The sequence below is a fragment of the Roseovarius sp. MMSF_3298 genome (assembly GCF_030733705.1).
In the GTDB taxonomy this organism is placed as follows: domain Bacteria; phylum Pseudomonadota; class Alphaproteobacteria; order Rhodobacterales; family Rhodobacteraceae; genus Roseovarius; species Roseovarius confluentis.
In genome coordinates this window covers 60,452-80,138 of record NZ_JASHIN010000015.1, presented here as the reverse complement: position 1 = coordinate 80,138, position 19,687 = coordinate 60,452, and the positions used below count along the sequence as shown (strand labels likewise).

General features: G+C 62.9%; 20 protein-coding genes. 6 read left to right on the top strand and 14 right to left on the bottom strand.

Annotation, left to right across the window (positions count from 1 at the left end; translation table 11 throughout):
- Nucleotides 1–58 precede the first annotated feature (58 nt).
- From RBB18_RS14425 to RBB18_RS14415, 3 genes are all read right to left on the bottom strand, one after another.
- Nucleotides 59–688 (bottom strand): HPF/RaiA family ribosome-associated protein, encoded by a 630-nt coding sequence (locus tag RBB18_RS14425; protein ID WP_103764073.1) that lies wholly within the window; start codon nt 686–688, stop codon nt 59–61.
- 31 nt (nt 689–719) lie between these two features.
- Nucleotides 720–998 carry a glycine zipper 2TM domain-containing protein gene (locus tag RBB18_RS14420; protein WP_103764074.1) on the bottom strand — a complete coding sequence of 93 codons (279 nt, stop codon included), beginning with the start codon at nt 996–998 and terminating at the stop codon, nt 720–722.
- A 66-nt stretch (nt 999–1,064) separates the two neighbouring features.
- A complete protein-coding gene (locus tag RBB18_RS14415) occupies nt 1,065–2,066 on the bottom strand; it encodes a ribose-phosphate pyrophosphokinase (protein ID WP_306111212.1) in 1,002 nt (333 codons plus the stop codon).
- Nucleotides 2,067–2,112: 46 nt separating this feature from the next.
- Here RBB18_RS14415 and RBB18_RS14410 point away from each other — a divergent pair, with 46 nt between their 5' ends.
- Both RBB18_RS14410 and ftsH read left to right on the top strand, forming a co-directional pair.
- The gene (locus RBB18_RS14410) at nt 2,113–3,279 is read left to right on the top strand and encodes a hypothetical protein (protein WP_146050054.1); all 1,167 of its coding nucleotides are present in this window, start codon (nt 2,113–2,115) and stop codon (nt 3,277–3,279) included.
- A 101-nt stretch (nt 3,280–3,380) separates the two neighbouring features.
- Nucleotides 3,381–5,285 (top strand): ATP-dependent zinc metalloprotease FtsH, encoded by a 1,905-nt coding sequence (gene ftsH / locus RBB18_RS14405; protein ID WP_103764077.1) that lies wholly within the window; start codon nt 3,381–3,383, stop codon nt 5,283–5,285.
- Here the strand turns inward: ftsH and RBB18_RS14400 are convergent.
- The 3 genes from RBB18_RS14400 to RBB18_RS14390 all read right to left on the bottom strand — a co-directional run bounded on the left by RBB18_RS14400 (nt 5,282) and on the right by RBB18_RS14390 (nt 8,864).
- Entirely contained in the window at nt 5,282–6,595 is a 1,314-nt protein-coding gene (locus tag RBB18_RS14400) for a Do family serine endopeptidase (RefSeq protein WP_306111211.1), read from the bottom strand. The genes ftsH and RBB18_RS14400 overlap by 4 nt on opposite strands.
- A 173-nt stretch (nt 6,596–6,768) precedes the next feature.
- Nucleotides 6,769–8,520 carry an alpha/beta hydrolase gene (locus RBB18_RS14395; protein ID WP_306111210.1) on the bottom strand — a complete coding sequence of 584 codons (1,752 nt, stop codon included), beginning with the start codon at nt 8,518–8,520 and terminating at the stop codon, nt 6,769–6,771.
- Complete coding sequence (locus tag RBB18_RS14390; protein ID WP_306111209.1) at nt 8,517–8,864, bottom strand: phasin family protein; 348 nt, start codon at nt 8,862–8,864, stop codon at nt 8,517–8,519. The genes RBB18_RS14395 and RBB18_RS14390 overlap by 4 nt, the downstream gene beginning before the upstream one ends.
- A gap of 542 nt (nt 8,865–9,406) precedes the next feature.
- On the opposite strand from RBB18_RS14390, the gene dctP reads away from it, so the two are divergent.
- From dctP to RBB18_RS14370, 4 genes are all read left to right on the top strand, one after another.
- A complete protein-coding gene (gene dctP, locus RBB18_RS14385; RefSeq protein ID WP_103764081.1) occupies nt 9,407–10,486 on the top strand; it encodes a TRAP transporter substrate-binding protein DctP in 1,080 nt (359 codons plus the stop codon).
- A gap of 74 nt (nt 10,487–10,560) precedes the next feature.
- Complete coding sequence (locus tag RBB18_RS14380) at nt 10,561–11,076, top strand: TRAP transporter small permease subunit (protein ID WP_103764082.1); 516 nt, start codon at nt 10,561–10,563, stop codon at nt 11,074–11,076.
- A 3-nt stretch (nt 11,077–11,079) separates the two neighbouring features.
- Nucleotides 11,080–12,396 (top strand): TRAP transporter large permease subunit, encoded by a 1,317-nt coding sequence (locus RBB18_RS14375; RefSeq protein ID WP_211286164.1) that lies wholly within the window; start codon nt 11,080–11,082, stop codon nt 12,394–12,396.
- The gene (locus RBB18_RS14370) at nt 12,386–13,528 is read left to right on the top strand and encodes an NAD(P)/FAD-dependent oxidoreductase (RefSeq protein ID WP_306111208.1); all 1,143 of its coding nucleotides are present in this window, start codon (nt 12,386–12,388) and stop codon (nt 13,526–13,528) included. The genes RBB18_RS14375 and RBB18_RS14370 overlap by 11 nt, the downstream gene beginning before the upstream one ends.
- On the opposite strand, the gene RBB18_RS14365 is transcribed toward RBB18_RS14370, so the two are convergent.
- The 8 genes from RBB18_RS14365 to RBB18_RS14330 form a co-directional block, all read right to left on the bottom strand.
- A complete protein-coding gene (locus RBB18_RS14365) occupies nt 13,509–14,135 on the bottom strand; it encodes a GntR family transcriptional regulator (RefSeq protein WP_306111207.1) in 627 nt (208 codons plus the stop codon). The genes RBB18_RS14370 and RBB18_RS14365 overlap by 20 nt on opposite strands.
- Before the next feature lie 177 nt (nt 14,136–14,312).
- Entirely contained in the window at nt 14,313–15,095 is a 783-nt protein-coding gene (locus tag RBB18_RS14360; RefSeq protein ID WP_306111206.1) for an alpha/beta fold hydrolase, read from the bottom strand.
- The gene (locus RBB18_RS14355) at nt 15,092–16,261 is read right to left on the bottom strand and encodes a Zn-dependent alcohol dehydrogenase (RefSeq protein ID WP_306111205.1); all 1,170 of its coding nucleotides are present in this window, start codon (nt 16,259–16,261) and stop codon (nt 15,092–15,094) included. Before RBB18_RS14355 ends, RBB18_RS14360 begins: the two co-directional genes overlap by 4 nt.
- Nucleotides 16,258–16,563: a DUF6166 domain-containing protein gene (locus RBB18_RS14350; protein ID WP_103764970.1), complete on the bottom strand. Its 306-nt coding sequence runs from the start codon at nt 16,561–16,563 to the stop codon at nt 16,258–16,260. Before RBB18_RS14350 ends, RBB18_RS14355 begins: the two co-directional genes overlap by 4 nt.
- On the bottom strand, nt 16,560–16,754 hold the full coding sequence (locus RBB18_RS14345) for a hypothetical protein (protein ID WP_103764971.1): 195 nt from the start codon (nt 16,752–16,754) through the stop codon (nt 16,560–16,562). The genes RBB18_RS14350 and RBB18_RS14345 overlap by 4 nt, the downstream gene beginning before the upstream one ends.
- Nucleotides 16,755–16,811: 57 nt before the next feature.
- A complete protein-coding gene (locus RBB18_RS14340; RefSeq protein ID WP_103764972.1) occupies nt 16,812–17,183 on the bottom strand; it encodes a hypothetical protein in 372 nt (123 codons plus the stop codon).
- A gap of 72 nt (nt 17,184–17,255) precedes the next feature.
- Entirely contained in the window at nt 17,256–18,053 is a 798-nt protein-coding gene (locus RBB18_RS14335; protein ID WP_103764973.1) for a sterol desaturase family protein, read from the bottom strand.
- A gap of 599 nt (nt 18,054–18,652) precedes the next feature.
- A complete protein-coding gene (locus RBB18_RS14330; protein ID WP_306111204.1) occupies nt 18,653–19,672 on the bottom strand; it encodes a LacI family DNA-binding transcriptional regulator in 1,020 nt (339 codons plus the stop codon).
- Nucleotides 19,673–19,687 lie beyond the last annotated feature (15 nt).

Sequence of the window (19,687 nt, the reverse complement as noted above, 5' to 3'; positions counted from 1 at the left end):
CACGTCCCGTCCCGAATGTGCCTCCAGGATTTTGCGGGCAAGAGTTTCCCGTTCCACGTCATTGACCCTGCCCCATAACAGTATACCACCGTGGCGTATCTGTTCGGAATAATAGTCCCGATGCGTCATTGTACGCTCCTTCCAACCTTGTGAGGGAGACCGCGAAGAGACCCTTGTCACCCTGCTCTTCACGAAACCGCAGGCGGTCGCCTGTCCCAAGGTCATCCCAAACATCCGACGTGAAACCATCACGTTGAAAATAGACCTCGCGCCCGTCATCGGCGCGCAGATAGCCATAGCCCAGCTTCGGCTCTATCGACGTGATCTCGCCGTGCAAGACCGGCGCATGATGCTTGACGTCGACACCACCCATTTTTTTCTTCTGACGCTTGAGGTGCTTTTCGGCTGCCGAGAAAGCCCGGTTCACGGCCAGCAGAAGATCATCGCGCGCGCTGCCCTGCGCAACTTGCCGCGACACCGCGAAATCGAGCCCGGGCAGGTGCAGGTTCAGACGGACCCTGACCACCCGCCCGTGCGGCTTGCGCTTTTGCGGCGCATCCAGCGTGACCTCGCATCCGGTGACCCGGTCGCTGATCCGCTCCAGCACCGTGATACGGCGACCCACCAACTCGGACACAGCCGGCGATGGATCGAGATTGCGATAACTGATGATCGGGTCAATCTGCATAGACCTCTGACCTTCTGGCTCTTCGACCTCCCTATGGGCAGGGCGCCCTGTAATAGGTGCCATCTCCATGTGCGTAGGCGCAGTTACCGGTTTCCGTGTTCTGCGCCACCAGAGTGCCCGCCGCAGCTCCGGCCAGCGCCGAGATGAGCCGCCAGTCGTCATCGGCTCCAAGCGCGTCCGCCGTGATCAGACCTGCCGCAGCCCCGGCGGTCACGCCGACAACGGTCCGTTGTTGCTCCGTCAGGTTTTCGCATCCGATCAGCAGCGCAAATCCCGCGAGGAACAAAAGCGTCTTCAAATTGCGCTCCATGCGTTGAACCTCCAAATGACTACGTTTCTCGTGCGCTTTCCTGTTTCGCATCTTGCGGTTTTCCGGTCATTGACGGTTATCAACAAGCTCCGGCGCGCAGGCGACGGACAGAGAGATCTCTTGCCCCCGGTGCACGGCATCAATGGCATCGGCGATCAGGGGCGCGCAGCCCAGAATCCTGAACCAGTCCGGCGGCTCTGCAGGAAGATGGGCAAGCGGCGCCACGCTGTCAGTCACCGTCACGCTGTCGATCACGCCCGAGGCGCAGAAATCCTGAAATGTCTGCGCCTCCAGCAGCCCGTGAGGGGCAAGGACATGAATACTGCGGCCGCCGTGATCCCGCACGGCCCTTGCCGCGCGCAAAACGGTTCCGCCGCCGCAAATCATGTCGTCGACAATGTGTACGACGCGGTCTTTGACCTCTCCGGCAAAGAGCGATCCCGACACAATTCCGGCCGAGCGGCGCTTTTCCATGAGTCCGAACGATACCTCCCCGCCGATGCGCGCCTCGAGCGCCTCACGCAAAAGCTGGGCACGCTTTACCCCACCGGCATCGGGTGACACGACCGCCAGGCGCGCCTCCGAATTCTGCGCTGCGATATGCGCCGCAAAGAAATCCTGCGTGGCCAGGTGAACCGTCCGGCAACGAAAAGCGTTCTGGAACGCCGCGAGGTTGTGAACCTCAAACTTCATCACCAGTTCGACACCCACCGCTTCCAGAAGCTGCGCAACATAGCGGCTGCTTACCGGGTCCTGCGGCTTTGTCTGCCGGTCCTTCCGCGAATAGGCAAGGTACGGCACGATTGCAGTAATGCGCGCCGCCCCATGCTCCCGGCAGGTTGCGAGGAAGAACAACAAGCGGACCAGCTTGTCGTTCGCCGATGCGACGCCATCGCCGTGAAGCGAGTGCAGCACGAACACATCCCGTCCCCGGACACTGACAAGGGGCCTCGACTTATGCTCGCCGCCCTGAAAGTCGCGTTCTTCGTGCGCCGCAACCGCATAGCCACCGGCGGCGGCCACCCGCGCGCCCAAGGTTTGCGATCCGTTGAGAGCGAAAAATAACATGACGCAAGGGTTCCCATGCGCAATCGCAAAGCATTGACCGTCATCAATGCCACCACCTGCCTGGTTTCACATTCTCGAATGGCCGGTCATCGCTCTGGTGACCCGCATGTCTTTCGGGGTTGATCACGCTCTCATGCAGAACGCCATGCCCTTTGCCCGGCCCCATCACCCATCACGTCGCAGTTCTGTGCGTTCGCGGATCAACGACTTGAGCGCCTTCCTTCAGGATCCTGCCAACTGGCCGACCGGCACGGTTCCAGAGTGCATCGAAACCCACGCCTCGCTCGTGTTCATGGGCGGCGACACGGTCCTGAAGCTGAAGAAATCGATCCGGATAGGCGCTCTCGATCTGCGGTCTGTCGCGTCACGCCACCATTCGTGCGAAGAGGAGTTTCGCTTGAACCAGGAACTTGCCGGGGACATGTATCGCCGGACGCGGCCAATCACCCGTCATGTCGACGGCAAGCTCGCCCTGGATGGACGCGGCACTATCGTCGACTGGCTGTTGGAAATGCGCCGCCTTCCCGCGGCTCAGATGCTCGACTATCGCCTTTTGCACGGCCCGGCTCCAACCAGGAAAGAGATTCATCGCGTCTGCGATGTCATGGCTGCCTTCTACCTGCGTAGCAGCCCATCCTCGGAATTCGGAACAGAATATATGGCTCGATGGCTGTGGGAGGCTTCCATCAACGCCTGCCACCTCGCTGACCAAAAGAGCGTGATTGGAGAGGCCTACGACCCCGCGCTACCAGAGATGGCAATCTCGGCACTCGAGAATTGCAGAGCCGAGATCATGAAACGCGGGGCGCTCGGGTTGATCGTCGAAGGGCACGGCGACCTTCGGCCAGAACACGTGAACCTCGGCGACCCGCCGATCGTTTTCGACCGACTTGAATTCGACCGAGGGCTTCGGCTTGCGGATCCCTACGAGGAACTCAACTATCTTGGACTCGGCTGCTCCCTGCTGGGAACGCACTGGATCCGTAACGCACTGCTGCACCGGCTCGCGGACTCGGGGCTCGACCGTCCCAGCCCGGCGCTGATGAATGCCTACAGCCTGAACCGTCTGCTCACCCGCGCCCGTCTCGCAATCGATCATCTGCTCGACCGCCATATCCGTACCCCCGAGAAATGGCCCCGACAAGCCAGGCAATGCCTCTCGGCGGCCCGGCGCTTCGTCCACGACACGCCGTCTGTGTGGCAAGCACCTTAGGCTTCGAAAATGACCGTCCGCACAGTATCCAGCATCCCCATACAGTCGCGTGACAGACCTGCGCGACGGCCTCGAGCGAACAAGACAGGAGGAACGAAGCCGTGAAGTCTGAACGCGCCCTGAACCTTGGCTACATCCTGTTCGCCTTCTTCGCGGTCTTCGCGTTCCAGGCCTGGATCGCCGTCAGCCAGACAATTGTACTGGATTACTCGCAATTCATTTCCTACCTCGAAGAGGGCCGCATCGCCCGCGTGACCGTGACCGAAACCCGGATCGAAGGCGCATTCACCGAGAGCATGGGTGGCAAGACGCTCTTCGTGACAACACGCGTCGATCCGGATTTCGCCTCAATGCTCGCCTCATACGGGGTAGAGATCGCCGGCGCATCCGATTCCAATTGGCTGACGACGCTTGCGTCCTGGATCGCTCCGGCCGTGATCCTCGTATTCTTCTGGGCCTTCGTATTCCGCCGTTTTGCCGAACGGCAGGGCATGGGTGGACTGGTCAATGTTGGTAAGTCCAAGGCCAAGGTCTGGGTCGAGCGCAACACCGGCGTGACCTTCGCCGACGTGGCGGGCGTTGACGAGGCCAGAACCGAGCTACAGGAGATCGTTTCGTTCCTGACCGATCGCGACCGCTTCGCGCGCCTCGGCGCCCGCGTGCCCCGCGGCATCCTGCTGACCGGGCCGCCTGGTACGGGCAAGACCCTGCTGGCCCGCGCCGTGGCCGGAGAGGCAGGCGTGCCTTTCTTCTCGATCTCTGGCTCCGAGTTCGTGGAAATGTTCGTCGGCGTCGGCGCCGCCCGGGTGCGCGACCTGTTCGAACAGGCCCGCAAGGCCGCTCCCTGCATCATCTTCATAGACGAGCTCGACGCGCTTGGCCGGGCGCGCGGCGCGATCTCGGGCTTCGGCGGCGCCGACGAAAAGGAACAGACGTTAAACCAGCTACTGTCCGAACTGGATGGTTTCGATCCGACCGTGGGCATCGTCCTGCTGGCGGCGACCAACCGACCGGAAATTCTCGATCCGGCCCTCACCCGGGCCGGGCGCTTCGACCGGCAGATCATCGTCGACCGCCCCGAGCGCAAGGGACGGCGCGACATCCTCGCGGTGCATATTCGCAAGATCACAGTCGACCCAGCTCTGAGCCTCGATGACGTCGCGGCCCTCACGCCCGGCTTCACCGGTGCCGATCTCGCAAACCTCGTCAACGAGGCCGCCATTGTCGCCACCCGGCGCGGCGGGCAGGCCGTGACCCTTCAGGACATGACCGAGGCCGTTGAAAGGGTCGTGGCCGGGGCGGAACGCCATTCCCGGCTGCTCACCCCCGACGAGCGATGGCGCGTCGCGATTCACGAAATGGGTCACGCGCTGGTCGCCGCGGCCCTGCCGGGGGCCGACCCGGTGCACAAGGTTTCGATCATTCCCCGCAGCATCGGCGCTTTGGGCTACACCATGCAGCGCCCGACAGAAGACAGGTTCCTGATCACCGAAAGGGAACTGCGCGACCGGATGGCAGTGCTGCTGGCCGGGCGCGCGGCCGAGGCGCTGGTGCTCGGGCAGGTTTCCAGCGGCGCGGAAGACGACCTGGCCAAGGCCACCGACATCGCGCGCTCGATGGTCATGCGGTTCGGCATGGGACAGACGATCGGCCCCGTGACGCTCGAAGAGAAACGCCTGCGATGGTTACCGGACGCCGATACCGGCCCGCGCGACTTTTCCCAGGCCACGGCACGGGAGGTGGACCTCGACGTTCGCGCGGCCCTCGATGCGGCGTTCCAAAAGGCGACCGCCGCGCTTGAAAAAGCCCGCGCAGACCTCTTGTCCGGCGCTGACCTGCTCTGCGAGAAAGAGACGATCACGCCACAGGATTTTCCGGCGATCTCCCGAACGTCGGCATCCGCCCCTGCGCCCGGCAACGGCGACGAAGGCCTCGCCACCGGTACGAGCGTCTCCCGCAAAGCCGGTCCAATGCTCACCAATCACGGCTCGACGGGACAACCCTAACCAATAGTGGTGAAATACGCGCGCCCCGCGCGATAGATCCGCAAGATCAGCGGCCCGTCCGATTGACGCGCCCGCCTGTCCAGCTCTTGCGGGCTGTGAACCGGTTTGCCCCCGGCCTCAACAATGACATCCCCGGGCCGCACCCCCGCCGCGCTCAGTGGGCTGGCGGCATCGAGATCCTCGACCAGCACGCCACTCCGCCTGCCGCCCGACCCCTCGTCCACTGGCACGGACCTCAGGGTCGCGCCATCAAGACGCCCGGTCGCCGGCACGGAAGGCCCGCCCCTGTTCGCTTCGACTTGGGAACCGCCCGCGCGCCCAAGCGTAACACGCATGCTCTGCGGCCTACCCTCGCGGATCAGTCCAAGCCGCACTGTAGCGCCCGGTTGTTTGAAGCTCACCGCCAGCCGCAACTCCGCCGCATCGGCAACTTGATCATTATCGACAGCCACGACGATGTCCCCGGGTTTCAGCCCGGCAACCTCTGCCGGTGATCCGGGAACGATATCGGCGATCAGAACGCCGCCCGTGTCCGCAACCCCGAAGGCCTCCGCCAAGTCAGGGTCCAGATCCTGTATCATGATCCCGATCTGGCCTCGCTCGACGCGGCCGTTCTCCACCAGTTGCAGCGCAACCTGCATCGCCATGTCGATGGGAATGGCAAATCCGATTCCGACATTCCCCCCGGTCGGCCCCGCGATGGCAGTGTTGATCCCCACCAGCTCGCCACGCAGGTTCACCAGCGCACCGCCCGAATTGCCCGGGTTGATTGCTGCATCGACCTGGATGAAATCCTCGTATCCCTCTATTCCAAGTCCCGTGCGACCCAATGCGCTCACGATCCCCAGCGTAACGGTCCCTTCCAGACCAAACGGGTTTCCCACCGCCAGGACATAATCGCCCACGCGCAGACCCCTCGACCGCCCTATCACCAGGCCCTCCAAGTTCTCTGCGTCGATGCTCAGCGCGGCGATATCCGTCTCTTCATCTATCCCGCGGATCTCGGCACGCAGGTCGCGCCCATCGGACAGGTGAACCGTGATACTCTTGGCGTATTCCAGCACATGCGCATTTGTCAGCACCAGTCCCGCCTCGGCGTCCACGATCACACCCGAGCCGCTGGCCTCGACGAAGCGTTCCAGCGGCACGTCGTGCGGCAGAAAGTCGAAGAACTGCCGGAAGAAAGGATCGGTAAAGACAGGACTCTCCAGACTCTCCTGCGATGACACGGATATGGAAACCACCCCGGGCGCGACGCTCTCGACGATTGGCGCCAGCGATGGCGTCACAGCCATCTCGTCGGCGCTCAACCTAACCTCCGGCATCACCGGAGACGCCGCGCACAACGCGCCGCCAAGAACTATCGAAAAGATCGGTCTCAAGAGCACAGGCATTTGTCGATCCTCCCGAATGAACGTGCGCCTTGGTGCAGTCTCGCCCGGAGCCAGTTTCTCACAATGACGGCAATCAATCGTCCGCGACTTTACCTTTCCAGAACATAACGACCGGGCGCAGGCGCCAGCACCGGCAGATCCCGTGACGCCGCCGACACGGCGACGGGCGCGCCTGAACGGGCTGCCAGCCATCTTGCCCAGGCCGGCCGCCACGATCCGTCCTCGACCGGTGTTTCCGCGAACCACCTCTCGGGGTCGCGCCACCGGGCCATCGAAGGACGCGTGGCACAGCGGTAATGCCGGTTCGGGTGGTTCGGCTCGGAAATGATCCCGGCATTATGCCCGCCATTCGTCAGGATAAACGTCGTCTCGCTGTCTGCCGCCAGCGTCGCCTTGTAGACCGAGCGCCAGGGCGCGACGTGATCCCTCTCTGTGCCCACCAGGCAGATCGGAACCCGGATGTCCGACAGAACGACCGGATGCCCCTCCACCTTAAGGCGCCCCTCCGAAAGATCGTTGTTCAGGTAGAGCTTGCGAAGATACTCCGAATGCATCCGCGCGGGAAGTCGCGTCGCATCGGCATTCCACGCCATCAAGTCGGTCACCGGGTCGGGCTGACCCAGCAAGTAATGCGTCACCATTCGCGACCACAACAGGTCGTTCGACCGCAACATCCGGAACGCCCCCGCCATCTGGCGGGCCTCCAGAACGCCACGCTCCGCCATGATTTCCTCCAGAAAGGCCACCTGCGCCTCCGACAGGTACAACTGGATCTCGCCGGCTTCGGTGAAATCGGTCTGCGCGGCAAAAAAGGACAGCGTCGCCAGCCGGTCATCCCCGTCCCGCGCCATCGCCGCCGCCGCGATGGCCAGCAGCGTCCCGCCCAGGCAATAGCCGGTCGCGTGCACCTTCTGCCCGGACCACCGCGCGACCACATCCATCGCCGCCATCACGCCCTGCGTCCGGTAGTCGTCAAGCGCCAGGTCTCGGTCCCGCTCCGTCGGGTTGCGCCAGGAAATGACGAACACCGAGAATCCCTGCGCCACCAGCCACCGGATCAACGAGTTTTTTGGCGACAGGTCCAGAATATAGTATTTCATGATCCAGGCCGGCACGACCAGCACGGGTTCGGGCCGAACCTCGCCGGTACTGGGGCGATAGCGGATCAATTCGATCAGGTGATTGCGATAGACCACATCCCCCTCGGTGATCGCGACCTCGTGGCCCGGTCGAAAGGCTTCTGTGCCCGCAGGCGGGGCATCGGTTGCGCTCCGAAGCAGATCGTCGGCCAGGTATGTCGCCCCGCGCAACAGGTTCGCGCCCCCCTCCGCCCAGGTACGCTCCAGCACTTCGGGGTTGGTCCACGCGAAATTCGTCGGCGCCATCATATCGAGGATCTGCCGACCGAAGAATTGCACCTGCCGTTCGTTTTCAGGCGTCACGCCCAGCGGTCCGGTCGTGGCGGCATGCCACCATTGCTGGCTCAGCAGAAAAGATTGGGACCACAGGTTGAACGGCCATTGCTTCCACGCCTCACCGACAAAACGTCGGTCCTGCGGCAGCGGGTCGATACAGCCTTCGGTCTCCTCCGACCGGACGCAGTTCATAAGAAAAGACTGAAGGCGCAGCGCCTTGCGTAAGCCCTTTCCCCACAATTCGACCTGCCGACCGGGAGAGGCCGCCAGGTGAGCCACCCAATCGAACCACGCCAACCAGAGTGCAATGGGCGACACCCCCATGGTCAAACGTCCGATAGAGACACTCATCGCACGGTCCAGCGCATCGACGGGCGTCACGTCATGCGCGCCGCGATGCAGCTGAGGCAACTGTTCGGGTTTCATGCCGCGTCTTGCGCGTTCCCGCTGGCAATGTCGCGGCTGGCTTTCTGAATCACGGTATTCATGCGGTTCGCCTCTTCCTGGTATTCGTCCAGCGCCTTCTGGAAAAAGGCGGACTGGATCTTGGGCAAATCCGCCGGGTTCCGGCATTGAAGCATATCGTTCGCCGTGCGCAGATCCTGCCGCATGCGGCCGGTCACGAACCCTGTCCATTCATCGCAAAGATCCAGCCACGCGTCGGCCATCGCCGCCCCAAATGCGCCCAGTGGCCTGATGAAAGTCATTTCCATTTCGGCCATACGTTCTAGCGCCTCGTTCGCGCCGGGTGTTTTAGATGTCTTTGTCATGTCCAATCCTCCTATGGACACCCAGTTCAACACAGCCGGACACAGCTTCATTGACGGCGGTCAACGCGTCGATTTGCGTTGTGCAAACAACGACCCGTTACAGGTAACTCAGAAGCACTGAGCTACTCTTTCTCCAATTGTCTCGAAGGCGCTTCGAACTCTTCTCTTCAGCTGACAAACAAAGCATACGATCTCGGCGACAAGTCCAGTCACGGCTTGATTACCGATCGGAAGCAAGGCCTCACGTTGGAATCGCAATGCCCCGTCACATTGGTAGCGAAAACCGTCGCTTCGCTTGGCGTTTTGAGCCAACACTGACAAAAGCTTGATCCTCGCCAAGTTTGCGACGCTTTCAACGTGATCCCTAAACTGACATATTAGTCGCCTATTACATGAATATTGACCGTCGATCAAAAGTCGTTTACGAGTCTTCGATGCAGCTCCCCGGCGCAGACAAGCGTCCATCTCCGTCAACTATTCCTAAGGAGAATGACGGTTTGGAAGGGAAGAGCCTGCAACAAACCAGCTAGGGAGGAGATCAAATGTCACCGTTAAAGAAAGGCATCGCGACCGTTGCGCTGGCCGCCAGCATGACCGGCGCTCTGATGAGCAGCGCCGCGCTCGCCGCCGAACACGAATGGAAAATGGCCACCACTGTCACCGGCGGTCCGCTGATGGAACTGGGCGCCGAAGCCTTCGCCGAGCGCGTGTCTCAAATGACCGAAGGCCGCGTAGAGATCGAGGTGTTCCCCGCCGGCACGCTGGGCAAGGCGCTCGATGTGTCCACCACCGTGAAACGGGGCGTGGCCGAGGTCGGCCACACATGGATGGGGTACGACTGGGGCAAGGACAAGACCACCGTGCTCTTCGGCGGTTTTGCCGGGTCGATGGACAGCGAGCGCATGCTGCACTGGCTCTATCAGGGTGGCGGCCAGGAACTCTGGACCGAATTCCGCCAGGATCGCTTTGGCATCGTCTCCATGCCGCTCTTCATGCGTCCCGCCGAGGTTTTCCTGCATTCCAAGAAACCCGTCTCGACGCTCGAGGACCTGCAAGGCCTCAAGATGCGCACCGCCGGGGCGTGGCTGGAGATTTCCAGCGAGCTGGGCGCCTCGCCCGTCACCATGGCCGGTGGCGAGGTCTATACTTCGCTTGAACGCGGCACCATCGACGCCACCGAGTGGGGGTCGCTCTATGAAAACGTATCGCCCGGCTTCTACCAGATCGCCAAGTACGTGGTGGTTCCCGGCGTGCACCAGCCCGTCGCGCCTTATGAGCTGGTGATCAACGACGCCGCTTGGGAAGCGCTCTCGGAACAGGACCAGGAAATGGTCCGGTTGGCCGCGGAACTGGTGACGTTCGAAAGCTGGATGCGCCTTGGAAACGAGGACGCCAAGGCGTTGGAATTCTACCGCGACAACGGCAACGAGATCATCGTCCTGGAAGATGAAGTCAAGGAAGCCGCCAAGCGTCTTGGCATGGAATGGGCCGACCGCCAGGCCGAGGGCAATGAATGGTTCGAGCGCGTACTTGCCTCCCAACGCGAGTTCGAGTCCACCTGGTCGGAGGCCGACAGCTATCGCAAGATGGCCCTGCCGCCGCAAGACGGCTCATCCAACTGAACGCCCGACCGGACAGCCGCAGCCCCGACCCGCCGAGGTCTGGGGCTGCCACGCCGTCCACAGGAAACTCTGACATGATTACATCCATTCGCCGCTTCATCGGAGCGATCAGTGGTGTCCTGGGCTATTTCTCGGCCCTCATCCTCGTCCCCCTGATCCTCGCCTCGGTCTACGAGGTCGTCTCGCGCTACGTCTTCAACCAGCCAACCATCTGGGCCTACGAGATCGGCTACATGGCAATGGGCGCATCCTTCCTGCTGGGCTCTGCCTACGCCCTGCGCGACGGCCAGCATGTGCGCATCGACGTCCTCGCCTGCCGCTTCTCGCCGCGTCTCAAGGCCATTCTCGATCTCGCGGGATACCTGCTTTTGTTCCTGCCGATCGGCATCTGGCTGAGCTTCGCTCTCTACCACTACACGATCGAGGCCTACGAATGGGGTGAACGCTCCGGCGAAAGCGCCTGGAACCCTGTCGTCTGGCCCTATCACCTGGTGTTCTTCACGGCCTTTGTGGCGATGGTCCTACAGGCCATCTCCGAGGTGCTCGGCTGCCTCCAGGTCCTGTTTGCTCCCGACGCGAAGGAGGTCTGAGCCATGGAATATCTCGCACTCTGGATGTTTCCGGTTCTGCTGCTGATCCTGCTGACCGGGTTTCCGATCGCCTTTTCGCTGATGGGCGTGGCCACCATTTTCGGCTACATCACCTTCGGCGACACTGTCATTTACCAATTCATCGACAAGATCGACGAGGTCGCGGGCAATTTCGTGCTCGCCGCCGTACCGCTCTTCGTCTTCATGGGCACCATGCTGGAAAAATCCGGCATCGCCGAACGCCTGTTCGATGCGGTCCACATCTGGACCCGCCGCTTGCCCGGCGGGCTGGGGGTCGGCACGATCTTCATGTGCGTGATCTTCGCCGCCTCGACCGGCGTGATCGGCGCGACGGAAACCGTGGTGGGACTTCTGGCCATCCCGGTCATGATGAAACACAGCTACAACAAGGGGCTCATCTCGGGCACGATCTGCGCCGGCGGCTCGCTGGGCACCATCATCCCGCCCTCGGTTGTGGTCATCATCATGGGGCCGATCGCGGACGTCTCGGTCGGCGATCTCTTCATCGGCATGATCATCCCCGGCCTGACCATGGCGACGCTCTACGTCGTCTACATCATGGGCCGCTGCTACCTGCGTCCGCAGGACGGCTCGCTGGTTTCGGATGACGAGTATCTGCCGACGCTGGGCGAGCGCCTCTGGATCACGCTGACGGCCTTCCTGCCGGCGGCGCTGATGATCTTCGCGGTGCTGGGCTCGATCATGCTCGGCCTCGCCTCTCCGACCGAGGCGGCGGCGATGGGCGCCTTCGGGGCCGTGATCCTGGCGGCGGTCTACCGCACGCTCAACTGGAAAACACTGCGCCTTGCCCTGCTGAACACGGTCAAGGTCACGTCGATGATCCTGATGATCCTGCTGGCGGGCTCGATGTTCTCGGGCGTCTTCGTCGGTGCCGGCGGCACACGCGTCACGACCGAACTGATCGCCGCGTCCGATCTCAGCCCCTGGGCCACGCTGGCGGTGTTCCTGATCATCGTCTTCATCGCCGGCTTCGCACTGGAATGGATCTCGATCCTTTTGATTTTCCTTCCGGTCTTCATTCCGATCGTCACGCAGCTCGGCTTCGACCCGGTCTGGTTCTGCATCCTCTTCCTGATCGTGATACAAACCAGCTACCTGTCGCCGCCGATGGCCCCGGCCATCTTCTACCTGCGAGGCATCGCACCGCCGGAGATCACCATGCCCGACATGTTCAAGGGGGTCGTGCCCTTCATCATCCTTCAGCTCTTCACGCTGGCGTTGGTGATGGCCTTCCCGCAGATGGTGCTCTGGCTGCCGGAGAAAGTCCTTGGCTTCTAGACAAAAGCTCCTTGTCGTCGGCGGCGGTTACGTCGGCTGCGACGTGGCCCGCCGGCTCGACCGGGTGATGGACGTCACCCTGGTCGAGCCGAAACCGGCCTTCCTCCACGCTCCCGCCATGATCCGCGCATTGGTCGAACCCGACCTTCTGGCGGCCGCGACGATCCCCTATGACGGCCTGCTGCGCGAAGGGCGGGTTGTTCGGGGCCGCGTCGCCGCCCTTCATTCCGAAGGCGCAACCCTCGAGGATGGCACGGAGATATCGAGCGACTTCACCCTTGTCGCCACTGGCTCCTCCTACAACCTGCCCTTCAAATCCTCAGCGGAAGACCTCGAAGTTTTCCTCGATGCGCACAGAACGCTCGCGGAGCGCATCGCACAGGCCCGACATATCGCCATTGTCGGTGCGGGTCCGGTCGGCACCGAACTCGCGGGCGAAATCGCGACGGCCCGGCCCGACGCGCACGTCACCCTGATCGCCGCCGCCCCGCTTCCGATGCCCGACCAGCCGGCCAGGCTGGGTCGCGCACTCATGAACCGGCTGCACAGGCTGGGAGTCAAAGTCATCACGCATCGCTCCGCGCCCGGCATTGCTGCCGGCATGGATGCGCAGGACGTCCCTCTGGGTCTTTCGGACGGGCAGGACGTCGCGGCAGACCTCGTGCTCCCCGCGCTCGGCGCGATGCCCTGCACCGATCTTCTCTCCGCCCTGCCCTCGGTGCGCCTCGACAGCGCGGGCCGGGTGATGACCGACCCATACCTGCGGCCCGCGCCGGGCGCACTGCCGGGGCTGTTCACGGGGGGTGACATGGCCGCAACCGGCGACGCGATGACCATCGTCGGCATCCTGCGGCAAGGCCCGTACCTTTCGAAGATCCTGCGCGCGGCGGCCGGGGGCAAACGTGTCGATGTGCTGACCCCTTACCGGCCCTGGCGCGACGCCCCCATGCTCGTGCCTGTCGGCCCACGCCTCGGCGCCAGCCACCTGCCCCTGCCGGGCCCGTTGGCGCTGGCCGGCACCATGCGCTGCCCCGGCGACAGGCTGACACGCCTTGCCAAGGGCCGCGACCTCTTTGTTGGGAAATACCGCCGCCAGCTCGGCGCGCAGCGCCTCAAAGGGTCGCGCGGGTGAACTCGGAGATATAGTCGATCAGCTTGTCCGACGCCTCGCCCGCTGCCGCCGGGTCGCCCTCGGCGATCTTGCGTGCAACATCGGCGTGAAGGTTTGCACAGCGTTCCAGGTCGAGCGCCACGCGGTAATTCTGGAACCAGAACCGTCGCGACAGGCCCTGCATCCGCCGCATCGACCGTTCGATGAACTCGTTGCGGCAAGCGACCAGGACAGCCCGGTTGAACTCTAGGTCAAGCTGCATGAACGCGTCATAATCCCTTGCGTCCGCCGAGGCGGCCAGCTTGGCGGCCAGTTCCGTGAAATGCTCTCGTTCTGCCTCGGTGGCCCGCTGCGCTGCCTTGCAGGCACATAACCGCTCCACTTCGCGCCGCAGTTCCAGCAACTGCAATTGCTTGGCTATGTTGATCTCGGACACCATGACCCCGCGTCGGGGCATCACCACCACCAGACCCTCGGCCGCCAGCCGCTGCAACGCCTCGCGCACGGGGGTGCGGCCTATGCCCAGTTCCTCGACCAGTTGCGATTCAGACAGCACCTGCCCCGGCTCCAGGTCCAGCGCCACAATCCGTGTCTCGATCATCTCGTAGGCACGGTCGGTCAGAGTCATATTGTCGATCTTTCGCGCGCGCGGAGAAGCATTATCCAACACGTTCTCTGTGTCTTTGTTCATATTCTGCCTGTTTGTGACCTTTAGTGCGGCCGTCGGAGGTGGATACTTTCTCGCCATGTGGAAATCTACGGTGCTTCGCTCCATGCCGCAAGGCTTGGACGCGTTGCCGGCGGGTCACGACGCGACGGCGGCGCAGCATCCGGAGGCGAAGACTGCCAGCGTCTCGGCGAGGACTCCGGGCCGCTCTGCCATCGGCACATGCCCGCACCCCTGCCACAACTCCAGCCTCGACGTGGCCAGACCAGCCGCTAGCGCCTTGCCATGATCTGGCGGGCACTCGGGATCGGCAGTGCCGTGCAGAACCAGCACCGGCACGTCGATGCTGTCCAGAACAGGACGATAATCGACCTGTGCGGCGCTCAACCACGCCCCGGCCACCGCGATATCCGCCGCCGTGTCTGTCAGCTTTAACCGCTGCGCCCGGCCCCGCGCCTCCTCGACGAGTTTAACGGGCGTGTCCCCGCGGAACCAGACCGCCGGCTCAAGCCCCTCGGCGTGCAGGCAGGCGCTGGTGCTGACCAGCGCAAGCCCTGCCATCCGGTCCGGCCCACGCCTCTGAAAATGTTCCAGCGCAACAAGCCCGCCCATGCTCCAGCCAACGAGCACGACGTCGCCCGCGACACCGTCCATCACTGCGGCCAAATCGTCTGCGAAATCCGTCATGCGATAACGCCCGGCTTCTTTTAACACGAAAGATCCGCCCCGGCCCCGCAGGTTCGGCGCGATCACGTGCCAGTCCTGCGCAAGCACCGGGATCACGGCATCCCATATTGCTTTCGTGCCCTGTATCCCGTGCACCAGCACCAGGGTGGGCCGGTCGGCGACAACGCGTCCCGCGACAGACACCTCGATCGGACCGTGCGGCGTCACCACCCACTCTTTGCGAATGCCGCTCATGGTCCGAATTCGATCACGCTGCGGATGCTCTCGCCCCGGCGCAGCTTCTCGAAACCGGCATTGATCTCGTTCAGGGTGATCCGGTCGGTGATCAGCCCGTCGAGGTCCAGTTGACTGTCCAGATATTTCCGGCACAGCATCGGGAAATCCCTTCGCGGCCGCGTGTCGCCATAGCTCGACCGGCGGATACGCTTCTCCTGCATAAGCGAGCCCCAGCGGAAACCGACATCCTTCTCGACATCCACCTTGCCCAGCCAGATCACCTCGCCGCCAGGGCGCACCGCCTCGACGCTCAGGCGAAAAGCCGGCTCGTTGCCGGCGCTTTCCAGAACGACGTCCGCGCCCCGCCCGCCTGTCAGGGAGCGGGCGAGTTCCTCCACGCTATCGGTCTTCGGGTTGACCCGGTGCGTCGCCCCCATCCCGCAGGCCGCATCCAGACGCGCCTCGTTCAGGTCTACGGCAACGACGTTCTGCGCCCCGCCCATCACCGCCCCCTGCACGGCCGCAAGACCTACCGCGCCACAGCCGATCACCATCGCGGTACTTCCAGCGCGGATATCGGCAACGTTCAGCGCAGCACCGACGCCGGTCATCACACCGCAGCCGATCAACGCGGCCCGGTCGAATGGCATTTCCTTGGGCACCGGGATCGCCTGCTGGTCCTCGACCACGCAATATTCCCCGAACGCCCCGAGATACATCAACTGGTGCAGGTCCTGTCCACCGGCCAGCCGCGCCCGCGGGCGCCCGTCAAAGGCAAACCCCGCAGGGCCATTGGCCACGAAGGTCTCGCACAGGATCGGCAGGCTCTGGTCGCAGTAGAAACAGTCGCCGCACTTGGGGTTCCACGACAGGATCACATGATCTCCCACCGCCACGCCCTTCGCTTCGGGACCGCAGGCCGTGACCACACCGGCCGCCTCGTGGCCCAGCACGGCTGGCATTCCCAGCCGCAGCGAGCCGTCGATCACCTCCAGGTCCGTATGACAAAGCCCCGCGGCGCGGATCTTGACCATCACATCGCGCGACCCGAGCGCGCCAGGCTCGACATCCTCGATCGTCATCGCCTCGCCCGGGGCGCGCAGCACGGCGGCCCGGAACGTCTTCGGCATCCCGGGGCCCTCCGCCGCGGGTGCCGTCTTCGTGTCGTCGAGTGGGGCCGTCATGCCTGCTCTGGCTGAACCTGGACCACGGCGGCACGGACATCCGCCTCGGTCATTTCCCAGTCGTTGCCGAAATTCGCGGTGACTTCGCGCATGAACGGCTCGGCCAGGCGCTTGGCAAGGCCCGCATCGCCGGTCACGTCATAGATCAGCGCAAAGGCCAGCTGTGTCGCCGCCACGCCCTCGAAGCTCCATTCAAAGCCCGCGTTGGTGAACTTGCAGACCTCCGCATAGTCCGGCAGATCCTTTCCGTCGACGGTCACGACAACACCGTCGATCGTCCTGTCTCCAAGATACGTCTTCATGATTTCCCCCGTGCATCGGCTTTCGAGCGCATCACTTCCGGGAAAATCCACAGCGATCCGACGCTGAACGGACCGAGAAAGACAATGGCCCATTGCGGTCCGGTCTGCCCCAGGTGTCCCATGTAGAACCATCCCCCGATGGCCGCGAGCGCCACCATCGTGGACAGCGCGATTTTGATCATGACTGGCATCTCAGCCTCCTCCTTCTGATAGTGTTTGCGGGGTCAATCGGGACCCGCGATCTTGGCTCAGGCCATGCCGACCAGCGTCCAGGCCGATGCGCCAAGCCCGGCCAGAACCACGGTCAGGCCCACGGTCCCGTCGCGCCAACGGCTCGGCCACAGGTTGAACAGGCCAGGCATGAACAGCAGGGCGAACCCGGCGATGATAACCACGCTGGTCCAACGCAGTTCGGCCAGGCCAAAGCCAAAGGTCAGGTACAGCACCGCGCCCAGCAGTACGCAGTTCGCCACCACCAGCGCAAAGCCCAGCGGCCGCTTCAGTTCGGGCCGTGTCGACAGCGGGAAGACGCCGGTCAACACGATGGCGGCCAGGCTGGCCACGCAGGCGAACAGCGCAAAGATGAAGGCTGCGGTGATATTCGGCTCGATATTGGCCATGAGGTCGCTCCGTTTGCTCCGGGATGTCTTGGTCGTGCCCGGGCCCGTCACGCGGGCCCGGGCGGAAGTCACTTACTCGGCGGGGGTCGCGTTCGTCGTCTCATCCTTGCCGCGCACCGGCGTGCGGGACACCTTGCGCATGTCCTGGCGGAGGTGCTTGGTGTCATAGCCGTTGAACAGGTGCCCGATCAGGCCACGATTCAGGTCCGACGTGCCGAACAGCCAGTCCATGATCGGGAACGTGAGGTTCATGTTGCGCTCCATCATCAGCGACTGGTCGTGATGCGCCGTGTGGTGACGGCGATTGGTGTTGATGAAGGGCATGTTGCGCACGAACCAGTTTTCCTCGACGTGACAGCAGAAATGCATGAATTCGTAGATCATGTAGATCGAGGTCGTGGTGGCGATGAACAACCAGCCCACATTGGCCGTGAACAGCCAGCCCATCACGATGGCACCGGGGATCGAGATCAACGTGAAGGCCGCCAGCGCATAGGGCGGGAAAAAGGTCACGCGGTAGTCTTTCTGGTCCGCGAACCGCATCTCCACTTCGGTAAAGAACTGGTGATGTTGCAGGGTGTGCCGATTGTAGACCGCGCGTGCGACCGGGTTCTTCGACGGCCGATGCATCACGTAGCGGTGCAGCCACCACTCGAAGAAGTTGCAGAACAGGAAGACCAGCGGCACCGTAAGCCATTCCAGCGGCGTCACCTGGTTGAGGTTCGCGGTATAGATGTAAAGCGCGGTCAGCCCGATCGTGTAGATGATCACGATATGCAGGAAACCGTTGTACCAGCCCGCCACGCGCTGCCGGTAGTTGGCCCGGTACTGGCGCTGGCGTTCGGTCATGTTGGTGTCTTGAAGTTCCATGGTCAGCCTCCGATATACCATTTCTCGATGTGTGATATATTAGAAATATGTTTATGTCAAATACAGTCTTCCAGTTGCCTTGCAAACGTATCCGGGCCGTCAAATACGGTCGAGTGTCGGGATCAATAGCTCGCAAGCATTCCCTGCAAGCTCACTCGGATTGCGACAAGGCAAACAAGAGGCAAGCCGCAAACGGGCAGCGTAGGCACCGCCCCTGCTCCGTTCCGCGTAGAAGCTGTAAATCGAAAATCCGGACCAGATAGCATGGGTTCAGCCGAACTGTGCCCTACCAAGCCGACCAGCAATGTTTCCATCCACATGGAATGCGCTTCTTTGCCGGAACGGCGACCATTGGACCGGCGTACTCATTTCACCACACAAGGAGGATCGCGCACAAACATGCGCGGTCCCCATGAGTTTGCGCAATTTACCTATAACCGTGCACGAGTCGGATAGATGGAGGCTCATAAATTGAACCGTCCCGATGCTGCGCAAGTACAACATGGCCTTCATGCTCATTTCGCTGGCCGCCAAAGATGCCTTTGTCGTGACCAACACGTTCCTCTCGGCGCACGCATGACGCGCGACGCCCGCGCGCCTCAGGCCTTGCCCGGTGGGCCGCTGGTCCCTCGAACCATTATCTCCGTCGGGATAAGCGCGCCCGTGTCGACCTCCTCTTCCGAGGTCGTGAGCCGCACGATGGCCTCTGCCGCCTTCGCGCCGATGGTGCGCGCCGGGATGCGCACCGTGGTCAGCGACGGTTCAAACTCCTTCGAGCCGTTGAAATCCCCAATCCCCGTGACCGTCATCTGCCCCGGCACCGGAATCCCGCCGCGCATCAGCGCGTGCAGTGCGCCCCAGGCCAACACGTCATTGCCGCAGACGATCGCCGTCGGCAGGTCGCCTTCTGCAATCAGCGCCTCCACCGCGCTTTTCGCTGTCGCCACGCTGTAGGGCGCCACCAGCCGCCACGCCTCGGGTATGGTACAGCCCACAGCCTCCAGCGCGTCAGTCACGCCCGCAAACCGCAGCGACGCACGGTCATTGCCGCCAAGCGGCGGAAAAATCGCCGCAACCCGCTTGTGCCCCAGGGCAGCAACATGCGTCCCGATCAGGTATCCAGCCTGGTAATTGTCCGCCCCCACACAGGGAAACGCCGCGTCCGGCGAGAAGCTCCAAAGTAACAGCGTCGGCATGTCCTGCTGCGCGAGCAGTTCCAGCGTGTCCTGCGCGTGCTCGATCCCGATCAGGGCCACGCCGTCAACCCGATGCTCCAGCATCTTGCGCGTCAGCGCATATTCCCGGTCCAGGTCGAACCCGTGCGAGGCTAGCAGGATGGTAAACCCCAGATTTTCCACCGCCTCGGAAAAACTCTGGATCAGTTCGGCAAAGATCGCCTGGTCCACCGTGGGCACGATCAGCCCTATTGTGCCGCTGCGAATGCCGTGGATCGTCTGTGCGGCGCGGTTGCGGATATAGCCCAACTGCCGCACCGCGGCATCGATCTTTTTCCGAGTCGACGCCTTCACCAGATCAGGGTGATTGAAGCTGCGAGACACTGTCGAAGGCGACACCCGCGCGGCCCTTGCCACGGCGATGATATCTGTCTTTTTTTTCATTTTTTCAAACACATA